Source organism: Caenimonas terrae (genome assembly GCF_042655405.1).
Taxonomy (GTDB): Bacteria; Pseudomonadota; Gammaproteobacteria; order Burkholderiales; family Burkholderiaceae_C; genus Ramlibacter; species Ramlibacter terrae_A.
In genome coordinates, this window is the sequence record NZ_JBHSMF010000009.1 from 1021205 (window position 1) to 1044667 (window position 23463).

The window sequence follows — 23463 nt, forward strand, 5'->3', positions numbered from 1 at the left end:
GAGCCTTCGGATTGTGCCGCTTGCCTGCGGCAGCGGCTGGTCAGACGCGCTTGCGGTATTCGCCGGTGCGGGTGTCGATTTCCACCTTGTCGCCCTGGGCCACGAAGATCGGCACGCCGATCTCGAAGCCGGTGGCGATCTTGGCGGGCTTGAGCACCTTGCCCGAGGTATCGCCCTTGACGGCCGGCTCGGTCCAGGTGATCTCGCGCTCCACGCTGGTGGGCAGTTCCACCGAGATGGCCTTGCCGTCGTAGAACACCACTTCGACCGGCATGCCGTCTTCCAGGTAGTTCAGCGCGTCGCCCATGTTCTCGGCCTCGACCTCGTACTGGTTGAATTCGCTGTCCATGCAGACGTACATCGGGTCGGCGAAGTAGGAATAGGTGCAGTCCTTCTTGTCCAGGACCACCTGGTCGATCTTGTCGTCGGCCTTGAACACCACTTCGGTGTTGAAGTTGGCAATCAGGCTCTTGAGCTTCATGCGCACGGTGGCGGAATTGCGTCCGCCCCGGCTGTATTCGGTTTTCAGGACGACCATCGGGTCTTTGCCGTGCATGATCACATTGCCGGCGCGGATTTCTTGAGCGGTTTTCATAGCTTGAGGTTTGGCGAAAAAATAGGCCGCTGGAAACGCGCTGGGCGTGGTGGCTGCGGCGGGGCGCGTTGAAGCGCAAAGCCCTGAATTTTAGCGTTTTTTGATGACCCCGGCTGAGCCGGGGCGCTTGGCCCCGCCGGCCAGCCCCTGCTGCGGGCTCGGCCAGCGCCGGCAGGCATACTCTGCGCCCATGAGAATCTCCGTCGCGGTTCGGCCGTGGCTGGCGCGTCCCGCCGTCCACCCTGAGACGCTGGTGCTGGCCTGTGCGGCCTTCGTGATGCTGGTCGGCAACGGCCCGTTCTGGCACGCCGCGCTGGCGGGCCGCAGCTGGCACCAGCCCGGCACCTGGGGTTTTTCGGCCGCCCTGTTCGTCTCGATCACCGCGCTTTACGTCGCCGCCACGGCGCTGGTGTCCAGCCGGTTCACGGTGCGTCCGCTGCTGACGCTGGTCCTGCTGGTCAGCGCCGGCGCCTCCTACTACATCGAGCGCTATTCGGTCTACCTGGACCGGGCGATGCTGGCCAACGTGCTGGCCACCAACTACAAGGAGGCGCGCGAGCTGGTGGGCCTGGGGACGGCGGTGCACGTGCTGCTGTTCGGCGCGCTGCCGGCGGCCCTGCTGTGGTGGCCCCGCCTGAAGGCGCGGCCGCTGGCGCGCGGCCTGATGGTGCGGGCCGGCTGGGTGCTGGCGGCAGCGGCGCTGGGGCTGGGCAGCATGCTGCTGGTGTTCGCCGATTTCGCCTCGCTGATGCGCAACAACGAGGAGATGCGCTATCTGATCACGCCCGGCAACGTCGTCGCATCCTTCAGCGCCAACGTCTGGGGCCGGGCCAAGCGGCCGACCCAGCCGAAGCTGGCGATCGGGACCGACGCGAAGATCGCCGGGGCGGCCCGCGCCCGGCCGACCCTGTTCGTGCTGGTGGTGGGGGAGACGGCGCGTTCGCAGAACTTCTCCCTCAACGGTTATGCCCGCCAGACCAACCCGGAGCTGGCCCGGCGCAACGTGATCAGCTTTCCCGACGCCGTGGCCTGCGGCACCTCCACCGAGGTCTCGCTGCCCTGCATGTTCTCGCCCTACGGCCGCAGCCGCTACGACGAAGAAAAGATCCAGACCCACGAATCGGTGCTCAACGTGCTGGCCCGCGCCGGCGTGCAGGTGCTGTGGCGCGACAACCAGTCAGGCTGCAAGGGGGTCTGCGACGGGCTGCCGATCGACCAGCTCGATCACGCCGGCATCGCACCGTTCTGCACCGGCGACACGTGCCTGGACGAGGTGCTGCTCTCAGGCATGGACCAGGTCCTGCGCGATCGCACGGGCAACCTGCTGGTGGTGATGCACCAGCTGGGGAGCCACGGGCCGGCCTACTTCAAGCGCTACCCGCCGTCCTTGCGCCGGTTCCAGCCGGATTGCCGCAGCGAGGACCTGCGCCTGTGCAGTTCGGCCGAGATCGTCAACGCCTACGACAACTCGCTGCTGTACACCGACTTTTTCCTGGGCAAGGTGATCGACTTCCTGCAGCAGGCCCAGCAGACCCACGACACGGCGATGCTGTATGTCTCCGACCATGGCGAGTCGCTGGGCGAGGGCGGCCTGTTCCTGCACGGCATGCCCTATGCCATCGCGCCGCACGTGCAGACCCGGGTGCCTTTCGTGCTGTGGATGTCGCCGTCGTTTCGCGCCACCCTGGGCATCGACGAACAGTGCCTCAGGGGCAACGCCAAGCCCGAGGCCGCCAGCCACGAGCAGTTGTTCCATACGCTGCTGGGCGTGTTCGGCGTTCAGACCTCGGCCTACGAGCGCCGCTTCGACCTGTTCGCGCCCTGCCGCTCCCACTAGGGGGCAAAGCGAAGCAGCTGCGTGACGAGGTCGTCCTGCAGCAGCAGGCGCGCGCGGGCGGCAGCGGCGCACGCCTGCCAGGCGGGCAGCTCCAGCGGCGGCAGCGCCGACGCGATGCCGTTCCAGCCCAGGTGGAAGGCGCCCAGCGACGGCGGCGCCTGCAGCCACTCCAGGAAGGCCGCCAGCTTGGCGTGATGGGCATCGTCCTGCTGCGGATAGATCTGCCAGGCGAACGGCGCTCCGGCCCAGAGCGCGCGCACCAGCGAATCCTCCCCGCGCACGAAATTGAAGTCGCAGGACCACAGCAGGTGGTCGTAGCCGTCCTGCGTCAGCAGCGGCAGCCATGAGATCTGCAGCCTGGCCGCCGCCTGCCGGCGCAGCGCCGCCTGCACTGCCGCGGTGGCGCGGCCGGCTGTCACCAGCAGGCGGGTCGGCTCGCTGGCCTGGTCCAGTTGCCGCAGCAGCTGCGGCAGCGCCGCCGGCTCGTAGCAGAACAGGGACACCAGCCGTTCGCCGCCGGCGCCGATGCCGAGGGCGCCCAGCCAGGCAGCGCGGTCGAACTGCGCCTGCCGCTGCAACAGGTCGGGCTCGCGCAGCAGGCCACCGGTGGCCGCGGTGAAGCCCGGATAGAAGAAGTGCTTGGCCAGGCCCTTGCCCGGCCCGCTTTGCACCGGCGACGGCAGCCGGTGGGCGCGCTCGGCATAGGCTTCGGCGGTGAGGTATTCCAGGTTGATCCAGCGCGGCGGCCGCGGGCGTGCCGCCATCGCGGCGACGACGCTGTCCGGCAGTTCGCAGCCGAATGCTTCGACCACCACGTCGCCGGGCGAGCCGAACGCGCTCGACTCGGTCCAGTCCCCGACCTGCACGCCAGGATCGCCGTCCGGCGCCATCCAGGAAAGTGCCGATGCGTCGTCGATCCACAGCCGCACCGCTTGCCCGCGGCCGGCGAGCCCGCGCGCGAGCCGCCAGCAGACGCCGATGTCGCCGTGGTTGTCGATGACCCTGCAAAAGATGTCCCAGCGCATGGTCCCGGGATAATACGGGCCATGTCAGAGGCGCATTCCGAACAATTGCTGGCCCAGGTGGCGGCGCTGCCGCACATGCCGGGCGTGTACCGCTATTTCGACGCCGCCGGCGGCGTGCTGTACGTGGGCAAGGCGCGCGACCTGAAGAAGCGGGTCTCCAACTACTTCCAGAAGAGCCATGCCGGCACCCGCATCGGCCACATGATCGGCAAGATCGTGCGGCTGGAGACGACGGTGGTGCGCTCGGAGGCTGAGGCACTGCTGCTCGAGAACAACCTGATCAAGACGCTCAACCCGCGCTACAACATCCTGTTTCGCGACGACAAGAGCTATCCCTACCTGAAGATCACCGGCACGCCGGACAAGCCGCGCGAGGGCGACGCCGCCGCCTCGGCGGCTGTCTTTCCGCGGGTCGCCTATTACCGCGGCTCGGTCGACCGCAAGCACCGCTACTTCGGTCCCTATCCCAGCGCCTGGGCAGTGAAGGAGTCGATCCAGCTGCTGCAGAAGGTGTTCCGCCTGCGGACCTGCGAAGACACGGTGTTCGCCAACCGCACCCGGCCCTGCCTGCTGTACCAGATCAAGCGCTGCTCGGGTCCCTGCGTCGAGCTGGTCTCGCCCGACGACTACCAGTACGACGTGCAGAGCGCGGAAGCCTTCCTGCGCGGGGACACCCAGAGCGTGCTGGCCAACCTGGAGGCGCGGATGATGGCGCATGCCGACCGGCTGGAGTTCGAGCAGGCGGCCGAGCTGCGCAACCAGATGGGCGCGCTGTCGCGGGTGCTGCACCAGCAGTCGGTGGAGACCAGCTCGGACAACTCGGACAAGGACGTCGACATCCTGGCCGTCAGGGTGCAGGGCGGCAAGGCCTGCGTCAACCTGGCGATGGTGCGCGGCGGCCGCCACCTGGGCGACCGGGCGTCCTTCCCCAGCCACATCGAGGAAGCCTCGGCGGTGCAGGACTTCATGGAGTCGGAGGAAGGCGCCACCGGCGCCGTGCCGCCGCAGCCGGTGGAAGTGCAGGTACTGGAGGCGTTCATCGCGCAGCACTACCTGGGCGTGCCGGCGCCGCCGGCGCTGATCACCAGCGTCGCGGTCAGCCGCGAGCTGATCGAGGCCCTGTCGCAGCAAAGCGGGGTGCGCATCACGGCGGTCCACAATCCGCGCGAGCAGCGCCGGCTGTGGCTGGAGATGGCGGACAAGAACGCCGAGATCCAGCTGGCGCGGCTGCTGGCGCAGGAGGGCTCGCAGCAGGCGCGCACCCGCGCCCTGGTGGAGGCGCTGGACCTGGCGCCGGACAACCTGGACGCGTTCCGCATCGAGTGCTTCGACATCTCGCACACCGCGGGCGAATCGACGCAGGCCTCGTGCGTGGTCTTCCATCACCACAAGATGCAGAACAGCGAGTACCGCCGCTTCAACATCAACGACATCACGCCCGGCGACGACTACGCCGCCATGCGCCAGGTGCTGACGCGCCGTTATTCCCGGCTGGCGGAACAGGGCCGCGATCCGCCCGATGCCACGCCGCCGGAGCCGGCGCCGCCCGAGCCGCCGGTTGCGGCGCAGCCGCACGCGGCCGCCGCCGTGGAAGCCCCGGCCAAGCCCGGGGCCCAGCGGATGCCGGACCTGGTGCTGGTGGACGGCGGCAAGGGCCAGGTCAGCATGGCGCGCGAGGTGTTCGCCGAACTGGGGCTGGACCTGTCGCTGATCGTCGGCGTCGAGAAGGGCGAGGGCCGCAAGGTGGGGCTGGAGGAGCTGGTGTTCGCCGACGGCCGCGCCAAGGTCTCGCTCGGGCGCGATTCGGCGGCGCTGATGCTGGTGGCGCAGATCCGCGACGAGGCGCATCGCTTCGCCATCACCGGCATGCGGGCGCGCCGCGCCAAGGTGCGGGTCGGCGGCAGCAAGCTGGAGGAAATTCCCGGCATCGGCGCCAAGAAGCGGGCACGCCTGCTGCAGCGCTTCGGCGGCATCCGCGGCGTCGCCGCCGCCGGCGTCGACGACATCGCCACCGTGGACGGCATCTCGCGCGACCTGGCCGAAGAGATCTATCGGGCGCTCCACTGAAGCGGATGCGGTCCTGCGTCCGCTGTCCGCTTCCGGATGCCCGCTGTTCTTCTGACAGAATCGGGGCATGTTCCTCACGATCCCGACGATCCTGACCTGGACGCGCATCGTCGCGATTCCGCTGATCGTGGGGGTGTTCTATCTCGGGCTCAAGCCCGAGACGCAGAACCTGATCGCCACGGTGATGTTCGTGGTGTTCGCCGCCACCGACTGGCTCGACGGCTTCCTGGCGCGCAAGTTGAACCAGACTTCGGCCTTCGGCGCCTTCCTCGATCCCGTTGCCGACAAGTTCCTGGTCTGCGCCTCGCTGCTGGTGCTGGTGCACCTGGGGCGGGCCGACGTGTTCGTCGGCCTGATCATCATCGGCCGCGAGATCGCGATCTCGGCGCTGCGCGAGTGGATGGCGCAGATCGGCGCTGCCAAGAGCGTGGCGGTCCACATGCTGGGCAAGCTCAAGACCACCGCGCAGATGGTCGCGATCCCGTTCCTGCTGTTCGACGACGAGCTGTTCGGCTTGATCGACACCCGGCCCTGGGGCACCGGGCTGATCTGGATCGCAGCCATCCTGACCGTCTGGTCGATGGTCTATTACCTGCAGAAGGCGCTGCCGGAGATCCGCAAGCGGGTGCAGTAGCGCGATGGCCAATGCTTCCCGCCAGGATGCCCTGGTCCGGGCCATGCCCGTCGTCTTCGTCCTGATCTGGAGCACCGGCTTCATCGTGGCGCGCTTCGGCATGCCGTTTTCGCCGCCGATGAAGTTCCTGGCGCTGCGCTACTTCTTCTCGCTGCTGTGCTTCGTCGCCTGGGCGCTGGCGGTGCGGGCGGCCTGGCCCTCGGGTGGCCGGCAATACGTCCACCTGGCCGTGACGGGCGTCCTGATGCACGCGGGCTATCTGGGCGGGGTCTGGACCGCCGTCAAGCTGGGGATGGGCGCGGGCCTGGCGGCCCTGCTGGTCAGCCTGCAGCCGGTGCTGACTGCGATCTGGGTCAGCTCGCGCGGGGGCAGGGTGACGGCGCGCCAGTGGTCGGGGCTGGCGCTGGGGCTGGCGGGACTGGCGATGGTGGTGTGGAACAAGCTGGGGCTGGGCGAGATCCACCCCGCCAACCTGCTGTGCGCCTTCATCGCGCTGGTCTGCATCACGGTGGGCACGCTGTACCAGAAGCGCTTCGTGGCGCCGTGCGACGTGCGCACCGCCAACCTGGTGCAGCTGGCAGCCGCCTTTGGCGTCACGCTGCCGCTGGCGCTGCTGGAGACCGAAACCATCCGCTGGAGCGGCGAGATGGTCGGGGCGATGGGCTGGTCGGTGCTGGGGATGACGCTTGGCGGCAGTTCGCTGCTGTACCTGCTGATCCAGCGCGGCGCCGCCACTGCGGTCACCAGCCTGCTGTACCTGGTGCCGCCGTGCACGGCGCTGATGGCGTGGCTGCTGTTCGCCGAACCCATCACCCCGTTGACGCTGGCTGGCATGGCGCTGACCGCCTTCGGCGTCAGCCTGGTGGTGCGCGCCGCGGCACCGGCGCGGGCCTGACCCGGCGGGAGCTGCGGTGACAGAATCACGCGATGCTGGCTGAATTCGAGAGCTTCGATGTCGCGCGGGCCGGCGTGCGGCTGGCGGCCGGGCGCGCCGGCCAGGGCCCGCCCTTGCTGCTGCTGCACGGGCATCCGCAAAGCCATGCGATGTGGCACCTGGTGGCGCCGCAGCTGGCGCGCGATTTCACGGTGGTGTGGATGGACCTGCGTGGCTACGGCGATTCGGGCCGGCCCGCCGACGACGAATCGCACCGCATGTACTCCAAGCGCGAAATGGCGCTCGACGCGCTTGCCGTGATGCAGCAGGCCGGCTTCCCGCGTTTCCAGGTGCTGGCGCACGACCGCGGCGCGCGGGTCGCGCACCGGCTGGCGGCCGATCATCCGGCGGCGGTCGAGCGGATGCTGCTGCTGGACATCGCGCCGACGCTGGCGATGTACGAGAACACCTCGCGCGCCTTCGCCACCGCCTACTGGCACTGGTTCTTCCTGATCCAGCCGCCGCCCCTGCCCGAGGCGCTGATCGAGCCGGACCCGGTGCGCTACCTGCGCAGCGTGATGGGCAGGCGGCACGCCGGGCTGGCCGTCTTCGCGCCGCCGGCGCTGGCCGACTACGAACGCTGCATCCGGATCCCGGGCAGCGCCCAGGCGATCTGCGCCGACTACCGCGCCGGCGCCGGCATCGACCTGGAGCACGACCGGGCCGACATCGCCGCCGGGCGCCGGCTGGAGCAGCCGCTGCGCGTGCTGTGGGGCGAGCACGGCGCGGTCGGCCAATGCTTCGACGTGCTGGCGCTGTGGCGCGAGCGCGCGCTGCAGGTGGCGGGCGCCAGCCTGCCCTGCGGCCACTACATCGCGGAAGAGGCGCCGGCCCTTCTGCTGGAACAAGCCATGACATTTTTCAGGAGAGCACCATGAGCAAGAAGAGAATCGCCGTCATTGCGGGCGACGGCATCGGCAAGGAAGTGATGCCCGAGGGCGTGCGCGTGATGGAGGCGGCCGCCACCAAGTTCGGCATCGACCTGCAGTTCGACCACTTCGATTTCTCGAGCTGGGACTACTACGAGAAGCACGGGCGGATGATGCCCGAGGACTGGAAGGACAAGGTCGGCAGCCACGACGCGATCTATTACGGCGCCGTCGGCTGGCCCGAGAAGATCCCCGACCACGTCTCGCTGTGGGGATCGCTGCTGCTGTTCCGGCGCGAGTTCGACCAGTACATCAACCTGCGGCCGGCGCGCCTGATGCCCGGCATCATCGCGCCGGTGGTGCGCCGCGACGGCACGCCGCGCCAGCCCGGCGAGATCGACATGTACATCGTGCGCGAGAACACCGAGGGCGAGTACTCCAGCATCGGCGGGCGCATGTACCCCGGCACCGAGCGCGAGATCGTCATGCAGGAAAGCGTCTTTTCGCGCTTCGGCGTCGACCGGGTGCTGAAGTTCGCCTTCGACCTGGCGCAGTCGCGGCCGAAGAAGCACCTGACCAGCGCGACCAAGTCCAACGGCATCGCGATCACCATGCCGTACTGGGACGAGCGGGTCGAGGAGATGGCGAAGAAGTATCCGCAGGTCAAGCAGGACAAGTTCCACATCGACATCCTCACCGCCCACTTCGTGCAGCGGCCCGACTTCTTCGACGTCGTGGTCGCCAGCAACCTGTTCGGCGACATCCTGAGCGACCTCGGGCCGGCCTGCACCGGCACCATCGGCATCGCGCCCAGCGCCAACCTCAACCCCGACCGCAAGTTTCCCTCGCTGTTCGAGCCGGTGCACGGTTCGGCGCCGGACATCGCCGGCAAGAACATCGCCAACCCGATCGGCCAGATCTGGTGCGGCGCGATGATGCTGGACTTCCTGGGCCACAAGGACGCGCACGATGCGGTGCTGCGGGCGATCGAAAAGGTGCTCGCGCCGCAAAGCGGTGCGCCCCGCACCAGGGACCTTGGCGGCACCGCGAGCACCGCCGACATGGGCCGTGCGATCGCCTCTGCGCTGTAGCGCTGCCGCGTTGCGGATGCGTGATTTAGTTGCACTGCGGCGCAGCATGAAAGGCCGCAAACCCGCATCAATGCTCGCTCGGAGGGCCCGGAATCGACGCCCCGTGTTGTAAAGCTGCATGTCGTATTGACAGGGTGGGAGTCCGTGGCTTTAATCGCTCCAGTGGCTTTGCGCCACGACAAAAAGTCTCCCGCTTCCTTGCATCTCCATGGCTTGCGCCGGTGCAGGGTTGGGGAGACAAATATTTTTTGAAGAGACAACTTGATCAACTCTTTCTCTGACGAGGGGCCCCTGTGAACAAAACCGAACTGATTGAGCACATCGCAAAACATGCCGACATCTCCAAGGCCGCGGCGACGCGCGCGCTGGAATCGATGATCGGTGCCGTCAAGACAACGCTCAAAAAGGGCGGTTCGGTTTCGCTGGTCGGTTTCGGCACCTTCGCGGTCGGCAAACGGGCCGCACGGGCAGGCCGCAATCCCCGGACCGGCGCAGCGATTAAAATCAAGGCTGCCAAGGTTCCCAAGTTCCGTCCGGGCAAGGCGCTCAAGGATGCGCTGAACTGAACGGGGCCATTTTTCCCCCGGTGGGGTGCTTAGCTCAGCTGGTAGAGCGGCGCCCTTACAAGGCGTAGGTCGGCGGTTCGAACCCGTCAGCACCCACCACCCGAGAAAAGGCGAACAGATGTTCGCCTTTTGTGTTTTCTGCACTAGTGAGTTTTCAGCATGTTTGATTTCGTCCGCAAGCACACCAAGGTCATGCAGTTCGTGCTGTTCTTGCTGGTCTTCCCCTCGTTCGTGCTGTTCGGGCTCGAGGGCTACAACCGCTACAAGGAAAAGGGCGAGCCGGTGGCCCGGGTCGACGGCCACGACATCCTGCAAAGCGACTGGGACAACGCCCACAAGGCGGAGGTCGAACGGATCCGCCAGAGCGCGCCCAACCTCGACCCCAAGATGTTCGACACGCCCGAAGCGCGCTACACCACGCTGGAGCGGCTGGTGCGCGAGCGGGTGCTGGCGGCGGCAGCAGTGCAGTCGAAGCTGGTGACCAGCGACGCCCAGCTGGCGCGCGAGCTGCAAAGCAACCAGCTGATCGCTTCGCTGCGCGGGCCCGACGGCAAGCTGGACATGGTGCGCTATCGCCAGCTGGTGGGCGGCCAGGGCATGACGCCCGAGATGTTCGAGAACAGCGTGCGGCAGGACGTGTCCATGCGCCAGGTGCTGGCAGGCCTGGGCGGCAGCACCCTGGCGACCGGCGCCGTGGCGTCGACGGCGATCAATTCCTTCCTGGAGAAGCGCGAGGTGCAGACGGCGATGTTCGCCACCCCGGCGTTCGCGGCCAAGGTCAATGCAAGCGACGCCGACCTCGAGGCTTATTACAAGCAGAACATCGCGCAGTTCCAGGCGCCGGAAGAAGCGGTGATCGAGTACGTGGTTCTCGACCCGGACGCCGTGATGAAAGACATCAGCGTGCCGGAAGCGGACCTGAAGACCTATTACGACCAGAACATCCAGCGCCTGACCGGCCAGGAAGAGCGCCGCGCCAGCCACATCCTGGTGGCGGCGCCCAAGGGCGCGCCGGCCGAGGAGCGCGCCAAGGCCAAGGCCAAGGCGGAGCAGCTGCTGGCCGCGGTGAAGAAGGCGCCCGACAGCTTCGCCGAGGTGGCGAAGAAGAATTCCCAGGATCCGGGTTCGGCGGCCAAGGGCGGCGACCTGGACTTCTTCGCCCGCGGCGCGATGGCCAAGCCGTTCGAGGACGTGGCGTTCTCGCTGAAGAAGGGCGAGATCAGCGACGTGGTGGAGACCGAGTTCGGCTACCACATCATCCGCGTGACCGACATCAAGGCGCCCAAGCAGCGCAGCTTCGAGGAGATGAAGCCGCAGCTGGAGACCGAGCTGAAGAAGCAGCAGGCCACCAAGAAGTTCGCCGAAGCCGCGGACATCTTCAGCAACGCCGTCTACGAACAGGCCGACAGCCTCAAGCCGGCGGCCGACAAGCTGAAGCTGCAGGTGCAGACGGCCTCCGGCATCACGCGGCTGCCTGCGCCTGGTGCCAAGGGCCCGCTGGCCAGCCCGAAGTTCCTGTCGGCGCTGTTCGCGCCGGACGCGGTGGACAAGAAGCGCAACACCGAGGCCACGGAAACCGGCCCCAGCCAGCTGGCGTCGGGGCGCATCGTGAAGTACACGCCGGCGCATGCGCGGCCCTTCGCGGAGGTCAAGGAGCAGGTCCGCGAGCGCCTGGTGGCGGCCCGCGGTGCCGAGCTGGCGAAAAAGGAAGGCATGGCCAAGCTGGCGGCCTGGAAGGCCAACCCGGCATCCGCCGAACTGCAGCCTGCCATCACGGTGTCGCGTGAAGACGCGCAGAAGCAGCCGCCCGGACTGGTGGAGGCCGCCCTGCGCGCCGACCCGGCGGCGCTGCCGGCCTTCGTCGGCGTGGACCTGGGGCCGCAAGGCTATGCCGTGGTCAAGGTCGTCAAGGTATTGCCGCGCGAGCCGGCGACCGCGGAAGCGGCCAAGCAGGAACTGCAGCAGTATTCGCGGGCCTGGGGCCAGGCGGAGAACATGGCGTACTACAACATGCTCAAGGACCGCTTCAAGACCGAGATCAAGGTGCCCAAGCCGGCCAGCGCGCGCAGCGACGGCCTGGTGGTGGCGCGTTGAGCGCGTCGCTCAGGGCCGCTGCACCAGCTGCGGCAGGCTGAACTCCGAGGTCTGGCCGTTGGCGATGCGGGTTGCGGTGGCGGTGAAGTAGACCTTCTTGGTGCCGTCCTTGAGCGGGTCGCTGCCGGCGGCAAACGAGAAGGTTGCCAGGCCGGCGGCGTTGCTGTTCACGTCGACCTTGCCCAGGTACACCTCGCCTTCGCCTCGGCCGGCGACGCCGTCGCCGCGGCTGGCGAACACCTCGATGGTGAATGTCATGCTGGCGCGCGACGAGAGCGTGCCGTTCACCGTGAAGCCGTTCGAGCCGAATGCCGATCCGGACAGCACCGGGTAGTTCTGGGGTGGCGTGCAATCGGGGATGCGGTCCGGGCAGGCGGAGCCATCGTCGTTGGGGATCGAGCCGTCGAAGCCGTTGAGGCTGAAGTCCAGCCGCGAATTCTGCGCCGCCTGGTCCGGGCAGACCCCCGAATCGGAGACCATGCTGGCGCCGTTGAGCGGCCCGCACCGGTGGATGTCCTGGCCGTTGGCGTAGATCAGGTTCTGGCTGACGGTGTTCAGCTTGGTGCCGCCGCTGGTCTGGACCACGCCGGCCCGGTTGCCGGTCACCGTGTTGCCCGTCACCTTGTAGCCGGTTCCGCCCATCTGCAGCCCGATGGTGTTGTTCACCAGCGTGTTGCCGGTGACGGTGTGGCCGTCCGCGCCCAGCTGCAGCGCCGTCGCATAGCCTTCCAGGCGGTTGCCATCGAGCAGCACGTTGGCGCTGGAGATGATCTCGATGCCGGAGGACGCAATGCCGTTGGCGTCGATGGTGAAGCTGTTGGCGCGCACGACGGTTCCCGACGATCCGCGCGCCACGTCCAGGCCGTCCGTGTTGTTCAGGAACACGTTGCGCTCGATCACGTTGTGGGTGCTGTTGCCGGCGGCGCCGCCGGCGGCCGAGCCGTCGTCGCCCGTGACCAGGATGCCGGCCGCACCGAGATTGCCGACCAGCCGCATGTGGTGGATGAAGTTGTCGTGGCTGCGCAGGGACATGATGCCGATGCAGAAGTTGCGCACCTCGAAGCCGGTGATCTCGACGTCGCGCGAATCGGCTACCTGCAAGCCGGGATGGCTCAGCGAACGGGTGTTGGGGCCGAACTGGCCCGCCGTTTCGCCCGGGCAGGCTGTCGGCGCGCCGGGCACGGAGAACTGCGTCAGGTCGAGCCACGGCGAGCCGTCGAGGGCGACGGTGGGCGTCCCGGTCCCGGTCCATGGCCCTTCGATGCGCGCCGGGCCGACCAGGGGCGGCAATTGCGACAGGGGCCTGATCACCAGCGTGCCGCCGGCGGTGGGCGTGAGCACGATCCTGAACTTGCCCGGATCCGCGTTGCTTTTCAGGATGGCCCAGCGCAGCGTGCCGTCGCTGCCGTCGTCGCCTTCCTTGCTGACCACCAGCGGCGTGCCGTTTTCCGGGTTGTCGTTCGGGCCCCAGTTGCCGCCGCAGCCGGCCAGCAGCAGGGCGCTGGCGATGCCGGCAAGCAATCCAGTTCGCATGTCGTTCTCCCCGTGTTGCCGGATCGTAGAACGAAAAAGGCCTCCAGCAGGGTGCCGGAGGCCTTCGATGAGAGGGTGGGGTGGCTGATGGGGCTCGAACCCACGACAACAGGAATCACAATCCTGGACTCTACCAACTGAGCTACAGCCACCGCGAGTGCAGGATTATAGCCGGGACGCGGCCGTCGCCGCGGATGCCGCCTCAGTTGACCATCACCAGCTTGCCCTTGACCCCGCGCGAACCCATGTGCGCATAGGCTTCCTTGAGCTCGGCCATGGGCATGGTGCGGTCGATCACCGGCTTGATCTTGCCCTGTGCGTACCACTGGGCCAGCTCCTTCATCATCGCCGCGTTGGCCTGCGGTTCGCGCCTGGCGAAGTCGCCCCAGAACACGCCGACGATCGACGCGCCCTTGAGTAGCGGCAGGTTCAGCGGCAGCGCCGGAATCGGTCCGGCGGCGAAACCGACCACCAGGTAGCGGCCGCGCCAGCCGATCGAGCGGAACGCGGGCTCTGCGAAGTCGCCGCCCACCGGGTCATAGATCACCTCGGGGCCCTTGCCGCCGGTGGCGGCCTTGATCGCATCGCGCAGGTTTTCCTTCGTGTAATTGATGGTGGCGTCGGCGCCGAGCGACTTGCACAGCTCGCACTTCTCGTCGGTGGATGCGGCCGCGATCACCCTGGCGCCCATCACCTTGGCGATCTGGATCGCCGCGGTGCCGACGCCGCCGGCCGCGCCCAGCACCAGCACGGTCTCGCCGGCCTTCAGTTGCGCCCGGTCCACCAGCGCGTGGTGCGATGTCGCATAGATCATGATGAAGGCGGCTGCATCCACATGCGAAAAGCCCGCCGGCAGCGGCATGCACAGCGCCGCCGGTGCGATCGTGTGGGTGGCGAAGCCGCCGGTGCCCGACAGGCAGGCCACGCTCTGGCCGACCTTGAGCTGCGTCACGCCTTCGCCCACCGCCTGCACCACGCCGGCGTATTCGGAGCCCGGGACGAAGGGCAGCGCCGGCTTCATCTGGTACTTGTTCTGGACGATCAGCAGGTCGGGGAAGTTCAGGCTGGCGGCCCTGATCTCGATCAGCACTTCGCCGGCGCCGGGCTGCGGCGTGGGCAGTTCCTTCCACTGGAGCGCGTCGATGCCCGTGGGGTTTTCGCAAAGCCAGGCGTGCATTGTTTTCTCCTCAAACCATTCGATGATAGGACGCGGCCGGATGCCCCGATTGTCCCGGCGGCGACCGGCCCGCGGCCTACAATCTTCGCAAACGGCGCCCCCATGAAAATCCTGATCTGCAATGACGATGGCTACCAGGCGCCCGGCCTGGTTGCGCTGCACGCGGCGCTCAAGGACGTGGGCGAGGTGGAGGTGGTGGCGCCGGAGCACAACAACAGCGCCAAGTCGAACGCGCTCACGCTGCATTCGCCGCTGTACGTGACCCAGGCGCACAACGGCTTTCGCTACGTCAACGGCACGCCGGCCGATTGTGTGCACGTGGCGCTCACCGGCCTGCTCGATTACCGGCCCGACCTGATCGTCAGCGGCATCAACAACGGCGCCAACATGGGCGACGACACCATCTATTCGGGGACCGTCGGGGCGGCGATGGAGGGCTACCTGTTCGGCATCCCGGCGATCGCCTTCTCGCAGGTGGAAAAGGGCTGGGCCCACATCGACGACGCGGCGCGCATCGCGCGCGAGCTGGTGCTGTACATGACACGGCACCATACCACCGACGGCGCGCACTGGCTGCTGAACGTGAACATCCCGAACCGCCCGTACGCGGAACTCAAGCCGCCCAAGGTCTGCCGGCTGGGACGGCGCCATGCGGCGGAGAAGGTGATCTCGCAAGCCAGCCCGCACGGCCAGACCATGTACTGGATCGGCGCCGCCGGTCCGGCACGCGACGGCGCCGAGGGCACGGACTTCCACGCCACCGCGCAGGGCCACGTGTCGCTGACGCCGCTGCAGGTGGACCTGACGGACCACGACGCGCTCGGGTTCTGGACCCAGGCGGCCTCGCAGCTGGCGCGCGGCGAAGGCTGACGATGGCCAGCCGCCCCGGCTTTCCGGCCCGCATCGACCTGGGGCCCGCCCCCGCGACGCCGCGCGGCGCGCGTGCGGGCGCGCCGGTGCGCGAGGGCACCATCCCCGGCGGCGTCGGGCTGGAGTCCAGCGCGATCCGCCACCGCATGGTGATGAAGCTGGCGGCACAGGGCGTCAGCGATCCCAAGCTGCTGGAGGCGATGGCCACGGTGGAACGGCACCGCTTCGTCGACAGCGCGCTGGTCAACCAGGCGTACGAAGACACCAGCCTGCCGATCGGGCTGGGCCAGACCATCTCCAAGCCGAACGTGGTCGCGCGCATGATCGAGCTGCTGCTGGGCGGACGGCGGGACAGCAATGGCCGGCTCGGGCGGGTGCTGGAGATCGGCACCGGCTGCGGCTACCAGGCCGCGGTGCTGAGCCGGCTCTGCACCGAGGTGTACAGCATCGAGCGGCTGCGCGGGCTGCATGACAAGGCGCGCGACAACCTGCGCCCGTTCCGGCTTGCGAATGTGCACCTGCTGTTCGGCGATGGCATGGCAGGGTTCGCCAAGGGCGCGCCCTATGCCGGCATCATTGCCGCGGCCGGCGGCGAATCGGTGCCGCAGGCATGGATGGATCAGCTGGCGATCGGCGGCCGCATCGTCGCGCCGACGCAGACCGCTAACGGCCAGCAGGCGCTGGTCGTGCTCGAAAGAACGCAGCATGAATTGAAACAAACTGTCCTTGAGGCGGTTCACTTTGTCCCCCTAAAATCGGGGATTGCTTGATCGAAAGAAGACGAATGCCCCAATCCCTGAGCCGCTGTCGCAACTGGGTGCTGATGTTGCTGGCGGTCACCGTGCTGGCCGGCTGCAGCAGCACCAGGCTGCGTGCGCCGGCGCCGGTGGAAGACCGCAGCGCGGGCCGCCAGCAGGCGCCCGCCAGCGCGCAGGCCACGCGTCCTTCCCCCTCTGCGATGGCGCCGCAGGACAACACGCTGGCGCCGCCGAAGGCCGGCTATTACACCGTTCGTCCCGGCGACACCCTGATCCGCATCGCACTGGAGGCGGGCCAGAACTGGCGCGACCTGGTGCGCTGGAACAATCTCGAGAACCCGAACGTGATCGAAGTGGGCCAGAGCCTGCGGGTCGCGCCGCCGGCCGGCACCACGACGGCTGAAGTGACGGCCGTGCGGCCGGCCACGCCCGCCACCGGCAGCGCCAACGTGCCTCCCCTGGCCCCGGCCAGCGAAGCGCGGCCGTCGGCGAGCGCAGCCGCGCCGATGACGCCGATGACGGCGCCGGCCACGGCCGCCCGCGCCAGCGACGCGGCCGAAGACGACGTGTCCTGGGCCTGGCCCACCGCCGGTGCGCCCACCGTGCTGGCCGGTTTCGACGAAGCACGCAACAAGGGCCTGGACATCGGCGGCAAGGCCGGCGACCCGGTGCTGGCCTCGGCCGACGGCCGCGTGGTGTACGCGGGTGCCGGGCTGCGCGGCTACGGCAACCTGATCATCCTGAAGCACAACAACACTTACCTCACGGCTTATGCCCATAACCAGGCACTGCTGGTCAAGGAGGACCAGAATGTGCGCAAGGGCCAGAAGATCGCGGAGATGGGCAACAGCGATGCGGATCGCGTCAAGCTGCACTTCGAGATCCGCAAGCAGGGCAAGCCGGTCGATCCTTCCAAGTACCTTCCGAGGTAGACATGAAAAAGCGCAACGGACACAGCAGTAAAGCAGTTCCGGGTGCGCATGAGGTTGCCAGCGTGCCTGCCGCACGGCCGCTGGTCCAGGAAGACGAGGAGATAGCCGAGCCCAATCCGCGCGAGATTCCGGCCGAGATCGCCGGCGAGTCGAGCGACACGCTGACGCTTTACCTGCGCGAAGTGCGGCGCACCCAGCTGTTCACCCCCGAGGAAGAATTCGCCGCCGCCACCCGCGCGCGCGCCGGCGACTTCGCCGCGCGCCAGTCGATGATCGAGCACAACCTGCGGCTGGTGGTGAGCATCGCCAAGGGCTACCTGGGTCGCGGCGTTCCGCTGTCGGACCTGATCGAGGAGGGCAACCTCGGCCTGATGCACGCCATCGACAAGTTCGAGCCGGAGCGGGGTTTCCGCTTCTCCACCTATGCCACCTGGTGGATCCGCCAGTCGGTGGAGCGCGCCGTGATGAACCAGGGCCGTGTGATCCGCCTGCCGGTGCACGTGGTGCGCGAACTGCAGCAGGTGCTGCGGGCCCGCCGCACGCTGGAGAACGACCCGGCCTTCGCCGCCGCCCGCAACGGCTTCGAGGGCGAGGGCGTGCGGGTGGAAGACGTGGCGGCGCTGCTGGGGCGCGAGGTGCACGAAGTGGCCGCGCTGCTGGCGATGGCCGAGACGCCGCGCTCGCTGGACGCCGCGCTGGACCGCTCGGAAGACGAGCACACGCTGGGCGATTCGATGCCCGACGAACTGGCGATCGATCCCACCGGCGTGACGCAGAACCACGAGGTCGAGAAGCTGTTGAACAACTGGATCGACGCGCTGTCCAACCGCGAGAAGGAAGTGCTGGAAGGCCGCTTCGGCCTGCATGACCGCGACCCGGAGACGCTGGAGGTGCTGAGCGACCGGCTGGGCCTCACGCGCGAGCGGGTGCGGCAGATCCAGAACGAGGCGCTGCTCAAGCTCAAGCGCCACATGGTGCGCAACGGGATCGACAAGGAGGCCCTCCTGTGATGCGCCTCTGTCGCGGGGCCCCGCGGGCCCCGCTTCACATTGCGGCCCTTGGGCCGACTCGTCGGGGCACTGGTACAGTGCTCCGATGAGTTGGCCCGTCCTCGTCTTCGACATCGAATCCATCCCTGACATCGCGGGCCTGCGCGCCTTGCGCGGGGCCCCGCCGGAAAACAGCGACGCCGAGGTGTACGGCGCCTGGCTGCAGGAGCGCAAGGACCGCGGCCAGAGCGACTTCACGCCGCTGCACCTGCAGCGCGTCCTCGTCATCAGCTGCGTGTTCCGCAACGCCGAGGGCTTGCGGGTGCATTCCTTCGTCGACCGGGACGGCGCCAGCGAAGGCAAGGTGATCCAGACCTTCTTCAACGCGATCGAGAAGCACACGCCGCAGCTGGTGAGCTGGAACGGCGGCGGCTTCGACCTGCCGGTGCTGCATTACCGCGGCCTGCGCCATGGCGTGCAGGCGGACCGCTACTGGTGCATGGGCGAGAGCGGCGGCCAGGACGACCGCGAGTTCAAGTGGAACAACTACATCGGCCGCTACCACATGCGGCACCTGGACCTGATGGACCTGCTGGCGATGTACCAGCCCAAGAACAACGCGCCGCTGGACGCCATGGCCAAGCTGTGCGGCTTCCCCGGCAAGCTGGGCATGGACGGCTCGCAGGTGTATCCGGCGTTTCTCGAGGGCAAGCTGGAGGAGATCCGCCGCTACTGCGAGACCGACGTGATGAACACCTACCTGCTGTACTGCCGCTTCCAGAAGATGCGCTGCGGCTTCAACGAGGCCGAGTACGAGCAGGAGATCGCGATGGTCAAGTCCACGCTGGGCGAGCTGGCGCAGGCGGAGCCGCACTGGAAGGAATACCTGGATGCCTGGGCCTGATGGGCCGGGCGCTGCCGGCCCGGTGACGCACGTCGCTCGGGCCGCCGACCGATGAAGGGGCCGCCCGACCGCGAGGCTGCTTTCCCCGGCATCGGCAAGGCGCTGCTGCTGGTGCTGGCGCTCTGGATGTGCGAACTGCTGGTGTTCGCGGCGATCCGGTCGGCGGGATGGATCGATGGCGGCGAGCCGCTGCAGGCCTGGGTGTTCTCGGCGCTGCTTGGCAACGGCATGCTGCTGGCGACCTGGCTGACCCGCTATGGCATTGGTTATCGCGAGGTGATTCATCCCGGCCCGGCGTCGGCCAGGGCGACCCTGGGCCTGGTTTCGCTGCCGCTGCTGTCGATCCTGCCAGCCGTGTTCCTGGCGGCCGGGGTGGTGCAGACGCTGCTGACGCAGCTGGTGCCCATGAGCGAGCGGCAGCTGAAGTTGTTCGCGGAGCTGCTCAACGGCGGCCCGGCATCGCTGGTCGCGCTGGTGTTCGTCGCACCCGTCCTCGAAGAGCTGTTCTACCGCGGCATCATCCTGCGCGGCCTGCTGCGGCGCTACCGCAGGACCAACGCCTTGCTGCTGTCCTCGCTGATCTTCGGCGCGGCGCACCTGAACCTGTACCAGTTCGTCGGCGGCGGCCTGGTGGGGCTGCTGCTCGGCTGGCTGTACATCCGCTTCCGGTCGACCCTGCCCGGCATGTTCTTCCACGCGATCTACAACGCTGCCTTCCTGGCCCTGGCGCTGTCCGGATCGGAGGACAACGCCGGCTTCTTCGATGCGGTGCCGGCCTCGCTGTGGTTCGCGGCGCTGCCGCTGCTGGCCGCCGGCGGCTACGCGCTGGCGCGGCTCGCCAGGCGCGCGCAGGCGCCAGCATCGACGTGAGCACCGGTCAGGACGGCGACAGCATCTCGTCGTAGCCGCGTCCCTGGAATTCCAAAAGATCGAAGCCGTGGCCCCAGGGATCGGCCATGTTGGCCATGCGGCCCCAGGGACGGTGCTGGATCGGCCGCTCCAGGGTCGCGCCCCGGGCCACCAGCCGGGCCGCTGCATCGTCGATGGCCGTCACCACGAAGTCCAGGTGGACCGGCGTCCAGTGGCGGCGGAAGTCACGGCGCTGCGGATGGTCCGCGCCCAGCGGCGGCGAGCCGGCCTCCTGTGCCAGCAGGTCGATCGCGCTGCCGGCGCCCAGCAGCTCGGCCCAGTCGGCGCCGAGGCGCCGGCCCAGCGTCAGCTGCAGGCCCTGGGTGTAGAACGCAATCGCGCGGTCCAGGTCGTCGACGTCGATGCAGATGCGGATGTCCATGCTTGTCCCTCCGGCGCAGGGCGCCAGTATCACCTGAGACAATCGGGCCATGTCAGAAGAGATCGAGACCGAAAAGAAGCAGCTGCCCGAGGGCTGGCTGGAAGTGGATGCGCTGGACATCGACGCGCAGGGCGTGGCGCGGCGGCCCGACGGCAAGGTGGTGTTCATCGAAGGCGCGCTGCCGTTCGAGATCGTCAGCGCGCACGTCAACCGGCGCAAGAACAGCTGGGAGCAGGCCACGCTCACCGAGATCCACCGCGAATCCTCGCAGCGGGTTCGCCCGCGCTGCCCGCACTTCGGCCTGCACCCGGGCGCCTGCGGCGGCTGCAAGATGCAGCACCTGCACGAGGGCGCCCAGGTGGCGATCAAGCAGCGGGTGCTGGAAGACAACCTCTGGCACCTGGGCAAGGTCAAGGCCGAGAACATCCTGCGTCCGATCGAGGGCCCGCCCTGGGGCTACCGCTGGCGCGCCCGCTTCTCGGTGCGGCACGTGCACAAGAAGAACACGGTGCTGGTCGGCTTCCACGAGCGCAAGAGCCGCTACGTGGCCGACATCCGCGAATGCCACGTGGTGCCGCCGCACGTGAGCGACCTGCTGCTGCCGCTGCGGGCGCTGATCGGCTCGATGGACGCGATCGAGACCTGCCCGCAGATCGAATTGGCCTGCGGCGACGAGGTGACGGCGCTGGTGCTGCGGCACCTGGAGCCGCTGAGCCCGGGCGACCTCGCCAAGCTGCGGCAGTTCGCCGCCGACCATCCCGGCGTGCAGTGGTGGCTGCAGCCCAAGGGACCGGACACCGTCGAACTGCTCGACGCCGGGGCCGCGCAGCTGTCGTACGCGCTGCCCGAGTTCGGCATCACCATGCCGTTCAAGCCCACCGATTTCACCCAGGTGAATCCGCACATCAACCGGGTGCTGGTGGGGCGCGCGCTGCGCCTGCTGGACGTGCAGGGCGACGAGCGCGTGATCGACTGGTTCTGCGGCCTGGGCAATTTCTCGCTGCCGCTCGCCACCCGGGCGCGCGAGGTGCTGGGCATCGAAGGCAGCGAGGCGCTGGTGGCCCGCTCGCGCCAGAACTACGAGTTGAACCGGGCGCAGGCCGTCCCCGGCCGGCACCTGTGTCCCACCGGCTTCGTCGCGCGCAACCTGTTCGAGATGACGCCCGAGATGCTGGTGCGCGACGGCAGGGCGGACAAGTGGCTGGTCGATCCGCCGCGCGAGGGCGCCTTCGCGCTGGCCAAGGCGCTGGCGGAGCTGCACCAGCAGCCCGGGGCGCACGGCAGCTGGGAACCGCCGAAGCGCATCGTGTATGTCAGCTGCAATCCGGCGACGCTGGCGCGCGACGCCGGCTTGCTGGTGCACCAGGGCGGCTACCGCTGCACGCAGGCCGGCGTGGTCAACATGTTCCCGCACACGGCGCACGTCGAGAGCATCGCGGTGTTCGAGCGGGATTGATCGGGCCAGCGCCCTGAACGACAAAGGGGCCCGAGGGCCCCTTTTGAATGCAGCGAAGCGTCCTGTCAGTCGTTGCTGCCGCTGGTCAGGCCCAGGATCGCCAGCAGGCTCTGGAACACGTTGAAGATGTCCAGGTACAGGGCCAGCGTGGCGCTGATGTAGTTGGTCTCGCCGCCGTCCACGATGCGCTTCAGGTCGTACAGCATGTAGGCGCTGAACAGGCCGATCGCCATCACGCTGATCACCAGCATGCCGGTGGTCGAGCCGACGAACACGTTGATGACGCCGCCGATCAGGATCGCCAGGGCGCCGACCATCAGGAATTTTCCCATGCCCGACAGGTCGCGCTTGATGATCGTCGACAGGCTGGCCATCACGAAGAACACGCCCGCCGTGCCGCCGAACGCGGTCATGATCAGGCTGGGCCCGTTCTTGAAGCCCAGCACCATCGCGATCAGCCTGGACAGCATCAGGCCCATGAAGAACGTGAACGCCAGCAGCACCGGCACGCCGGCCGCGGAGTTCTTGGTCTTTTCGATCGCGAACATGAAGGCGAAGGCGATGCCGAGGAACACCATCAAGCCGAGGCCGCCGGTCAGGCCGCGCGTCATGCCGGTGGCGACCCCCAGCCAGGCGCCCAGCACGGTGGGCACGAGGCTCAGCGCCAGCAGCCAGTAGGTGTTGCGCAGCACCTTGTTGCGCTGCGCCGCCGCCGTCGCCGCGTAGCCGTAGTCTAGGGATTGGACCTGGTCAGTCATGCACATCTCCTGTTGCCGATGAGGCTGTTAGATGTGCGCATTCTAGGTTGGTTCAAGGGGGCGGGACCAATGACCGGCGTTATGCTCCCAATTTCCTGCTGCTACCTGCCGGTCCCCATGAAAACCAAATCCTTCCTCGAACTGTCCGACGTCAAGGCCATCGCGGCCGCCGCCGAAGCCGAGGCGCTGAAGAACAAGTGGGCGGTGACGATCGCGATCGTCGACGACGGCGGCCACCTGCTGTGGCTGCAGCGGCTGGACGGCGCGCCGCCGATCTCGGCCCATATCGCCCCCGGCAAGGCCAACACGGCGGCCGTGGGGCGGCGCGACAGCAAGGTCTACGAGGACATGATCAACGGCGGCCGGGTGTCCTTCCTGAGCGCGCCCGATCTCAAGGGGCTGCTGGAGGGCGGGCTGCCGATCGTCAAGGATGGCAACGTGATCGGCGCAGTCGGCGTCAGCGGCGTGAAGTCGGGCGAAGACGCCCAGATCGCCCGTGCCGGCATCACGGCCATCGGCCTGTAGCTACTTGGTGAGGATCAGTTTGCCCAGGCGGGTGGCCTGCAGCCGGTAGACCTCGCCGTTGTGGCGGATCTCCACGATCTTGCCGCCGCGCAGCAGGTCGTCGCTGGCAAGGACATGCGGCCGGGCCGCCGGCGTCCCACTGTCCTCGCGGCGCACGGCATCCTGATTCGCTGGTAGAAGCGAGCCCATCACGCCCTTATGCGCAGGTGCCTGCACTTCGGCTGTCGGTCAAGCGGATGGCCGCCACCGGGTGCCCGGCGTTGCATTGCGCCACGACCTCGCGGGCACAGCCTTCGCATTGGCCGCATTGCGTGGCCACGCCGGTCTCGAACTGGATGTTGTCGAAGTCCATCCCGGCGCGCGCGTGGCGGGCGATCTCACGGTCGGAAACGCGGCGGCAGACGCAGACAATCATGGGGTTTGACGGATCGGGTGGACGATTCGTCAATATTAATGCGAATCGCTCGCATTTGCAATCGATGCCGGCCAGCTAACCCTGCTCGACTTGAGGTTGATCAAGCTTTTAGCGGTCCCCGGACGGTCGCGGCCGAATTAGAA

24 protein-coding genes and 2 tRNA genes are annotated in these 23463 nt (G+C 68.1%); 17 read left to right on the forward strand and 9 right to left on the reverse strand.

The genetic code is table 11. The features are described 5' to 3' along the window. Positions 1 to 40: 40 nt before the first annotated feature. Entirely contained in the window at positions 41 to 595 is a 555-nt protein-coding gene (gene efp, locus ACFPOE_RS18720; RefSeq protein WP_376851805.1) for an elongation factor P, read from the reverse strand. A 190-nt stretch (positions 596 to 785) separates the two neighbouring features. Here efp and ACFPOE_RS18725 point away from each other — a divergent pair, with 190 nt between their 5' ends. Beyond that, entirely contained in the window at positions 786 to 2432 is a 1647-nt protein-coding gene (locus ACFPOE_RS18725) for a phosphoethanolamine transferase (protein WP_376851806.1), read from the forward strand. Here the strand turns inward: ACFPOE_RS18725 and earP are convergent. After that, positions 2429 to 3457, reverse strand: coding sequence for an elongation factor P maturation arginine rhamnosyltransferase EarP (earP, locus tag ACFPOE_RS18730; protein WP_376851807.1), 1029 nt, complete (start codon positions 3455 to 3457; stop codon positions 2429 to 2431). The two genes, ACFPOE_RS18725 and earP, sit on opposite strands and share 4 nt — an antisense overlap. A 21-nt stretch (positions 3458 to 3478) precedes the next feature. On the opposite strand from earP, the gene uvrC reads away from it, so the two are divergent. From uvrC to ACFPOE_RS18770, 8 genes are all read left to right on the forward strand, one after another. Continuing rightward, the gene (uvrC, locus tag ACFPOE_RS18735; RefSeq protein WP_376851808.1) at positions 3479 to 5524 is read left to right on the forward strand and encodes an excinuclease ABC subunit UvrC; all 2046 of its coding nucleotides are present in this window, start codon (positions 3479 to 3481) and stop codon (positions 5522 to 5524) included. A 67-nt stretch (positions 5525 to 5591) separates the two neighbouring features. Beyond that, positions 5592 to 6158 carry a CDP-diacylglycerol--glycerol-3-phosphate 3-phosphatidyltransferase gene (gene pgsA, locus ACFPOE_RS18740; protein ID WP_376851809.1) on the forward strand — a complete coding sequence of 189 codons (567 nt, stop codon included), beginning with the start codon at positions 5592 to 5594 and terminating at the stop codon, positions 6156 to 6158. A gap of 4 nt (positions 6159 to 6162) precedes the next feature. Continuing rightward, positions 6163 to 7053 (forward strand): DMT family transporter, encoded by an 891-nt coding sequence (locus ACFPOE_RS18745; RefSeq protein WP_376851810.1) that lies wholly within the window; start codon positions 6163 to 6165, stop codon positions 7051 to 7053. Positions 7054 to 7085: 32 nt separating this feature from the next. Then, entirely contained in the window at positions 7086 to 7970 is an 885-nt protein-coding gene (locus ACFPOE_RS18750; RefSeq protein WP_376851811.1) for an alpha/beta fold hydrolase, read from the forward strand. Further along, the gene (locus ACFPOE_RS18755; RefSeq protein ID WP_376851812.1) at positions 7967 to 9052 is read left to right on the forward strand and encodes a tartrate dehydrogenase; all 1086 of its coding nucleotides are present in this window, start codon (positions 7967 to 7969) and stop codon (positions 9050 to 9052) included. Before ACFPOE_RS18750 ends, ACFPOE_RS18755 begins: the two co-directional genes overlap by 4 nt. 293 nt (positions 9053 to 9345) lie before the next feature. After that, positions 9346 to 9618: an HU family DNA-binding protein gene (locus ACFPOE_RS18760; protein ID WP_141512898.1), complete on the forward strand. Its 273-nt coding sequence runs from the start codon at positions 9346 to 9348 to the stop codon at positions 9616 to 9618. A gap of 23 nt (positions 9619 to 9641) precedes the next feature. Continuing rightward, positions 9642 to 9717: transfer RNA gene (locus ACFPOE_RS18765), tRNA-Val, on the forward strand. A 60-nt stretch (positions 9718 to 9777) separates the two neighbouring features. Continuing rightward, positions 9778 to 11712: a SurA N-terminal domain-containing protein gene (locus tag ACFPOE_RS18770; protein WP_376851813.1), complete on the forward strand. Its 1935-nt coding sequence runs from the start codon at positions 9778 to 9780 to the stop codon at positions 11710 to 11712. Between the two features lie 9 nt (positions 11713 to 11721). Here ACFPOE_RS18770 and ACFPOE_RS18775 read toward each other — a convergent pair whose 3' ends face one another. The 3 genes from ACFPOE_RS18775 to ACFPOE_RS18785 form a co-directional block, all read right to left on the reverse strand. Then, positions 11722 to 13245 (reverse strand): NosD domain-containing protein, encoded by a 1524-nt coding sequence (locus tag ACFPOE_RS18775; RefSeq protein ID WP_376851814.1) that lies wholly within the window; start codon positions 13243 to 13245, stop codon positions 11722 to 11724. Between the two features lie 76 nt (positions 13246 to 13321). Beyond that, positions 13322 to 13397: transfer RNA gene (locus ACFPOE_RS18780), tRNA-His, on the reverse strand. Positions 13398 to 13447: 50 nt separating this feature from the next. Continuing rightward, positions 13448 to 14422, reverse strand: coding sequence for an NADPH:quinone oxidoreductase family protein (locus ACFPOE_RS18785; protein WP_376851815.1), 975 nt, complete (start codon positions 14420 to 14422; stop codon positions 13448 to 13450). Positions 14423 to 14524: 102 nt separating this feature from the next. Here ACFPOE_RS18785 and surE point away from each other — a divergent pair, with 102 nt between their 5' ends. The 6 genes from surE to ACFPOE_RS18815 all read left to right on the forward strand — a co-directional run bounded on the left by surE (position 14525) and on the right by ACFPOE_RS18815 (position 19745). Continuing rightward, positions 14525 to 15292 (forward strand): 5'/3'-nucleotidase SurE, encoded by a 768-nt coding sequence (gene surE / locus ACFPOE_RS18790; RefSeq protein WP_376851816.1) that lies wholly within the window; start codon positions 14525 to 14527, stop codon positions 15290 to 15292. 2 nt (positions 15293 to 15294) lie between these two features. Then, a complete protein-coding gene (locus ACFPOE_RS18795) occupies positions 15295 to 16062 on the forward strand; it encodes a protein-L-isoaspartate(D-aspartate) O-methyltransferase (RefSeq protein ID WP_376851817.1) in 768 nt (255 codons plus the stop codon). Positions 16063 to 16076: 14 nt separating this feature from the next. After that, positions 16077 to 16982: a peptidoglycan DD-metalloendopeptidase family protein gene (locus ACFPOE_RS18800; RefSeq protein ID WP_376851818.1), complete on the forward strand. Its 906-nt coding sequence runs from the start codon at positions 16077 to 16079 to the stop codon at positions 16980 to 16982. Positions 16983 to 17044: 62 nt separating this feature from the next. Next, a complete protein-coding gene (gene rpoS / locus ACFPOE_RS18805) occupies positions 17045 to 17992 on the forward strand; it encodes an RNA polymerase sigma factor RpoS (protein WP_376851819.1) in 948 nt (315 codons plus the stop codon). An 85-nt stretch (positions 17993 to 18077) separates the two neighbouring features. Continuing rightward, a complete protein-coding gene (locus ACFPOE_RS18810) occupies positions 18078 to 18875 on the forward strand; it encodes a 3'-5' exonuclease (protein ID WP_376851820.1) in 798 nt (265 codons plus the stop codon). A 51-nt stretch (positions 18876 to 18926) separates the two neighbouring features. After that, positions 18927 to 19745 carry a CPBP family intramembrane glutamic endopeptidase gene (locus tag ACFPOE_RS18815; RefSeq protein ID WP_376851821.1) on the forward strand — a complete coding sequence of 273 codons (819 nt, stop codon included), beginning with the start codon at positions 18927 to 18929 and terminating at the stop codon, positions 19743 to 19745. 7 nt (positions 19746 to 19752) lie between these two features. Here ACFPOE_RS18815 and ACFPOE_RS18820 read toward each other — a convergent pair whose 3' ends face one another. Further along, positions 19753 to 20166 carry a VOC family protein gene (locus ACFPOE_RS18820; RefSeq protein WP_376851822.1) on the reverse strand — a complete coding sequence of 138 codons (414 nt, stop codon included), beginning with the start codon at positions 20164 to 20166 and terminating at the stop codon, positions 19753 to 19755. Positions 20167 to 20215: 49 nt separating this feature from the next. On the opposite strand from ACFPOE_RS18820, the gene rlmD reads away from it, so the two are divergent. Continuing rightward, on the forward strand, positions 20216 to 21622 hold the full coding sequence (gene rlmD / locus ACFPOE_RS18825) for a 23S rRNA (uracil(1939)-C(5))-methyltransferase RlmD (protein ID WP_376851823.1): 1407 nt from the start codon (positions 20216 to 20218) through the stop codon (positions 21620 to 21622). A gap of 65 nt (positions 21623 to 21687) precedes the next feature. Here the strand turns inward: rlmD and ACFPOE_RS18830 are convergent, their stop codons facing one another. Next, a complete protein-coding gene (locus tag ACFPOE_RS18830; RefSeq protein WP_376851824.1) occupies positions 21688 to 22380 on the reverse strand; it encodes a Bax inhibitor-1/YccA family protein in 693 nt (230 codons plus the stop codon). 117 nt (positions 22381 to 22497) lie between these two features. On the opposite strand from ACFPOE_RS18830, the gene ACFPOE_RS18835 reads away from it, so the two are divergent. Beyond that, positions 22498 to 22905 (forward strand): GlcG/HbpS family heme-binding protein, encoded by a 408-nt coding sequence (locus ACFPOE_RS18835; RefSeq protein ID WP_376851825.1) that lies wholly within the window; start codon positions 22498 to 22500, stop codon positions 22903 to 22905. Here the strand turns inward: ACFPOE_RS18835 and hemP are convergent, their stop codons facing one another. After that, entirely contained in the window at positions 22906 to 23061 is a 156-nt protein-coding gene (gene hemP, locus ACFPOE_RS18840) for a hemin uptake protein HemP (RefSeq protein WP_376851826.1), read from the reverse strand. Positions 23062 to 23101: 40 nt separating this feature from the next. Beyond that, positions 23102 to 23320 (reverse strand): (2Fe-2S)-binding protein, encoded by a 219-nt coding sequence (locus ACFPOE_RS18845; RefSeq protein ID WP_376851827.1) that lies wholly within the window; start codon positions 23318 to 23320, stop codon positions 23102 to 23104. Positions 23321 to 23463: the final 143 nt, after the last annotated feature.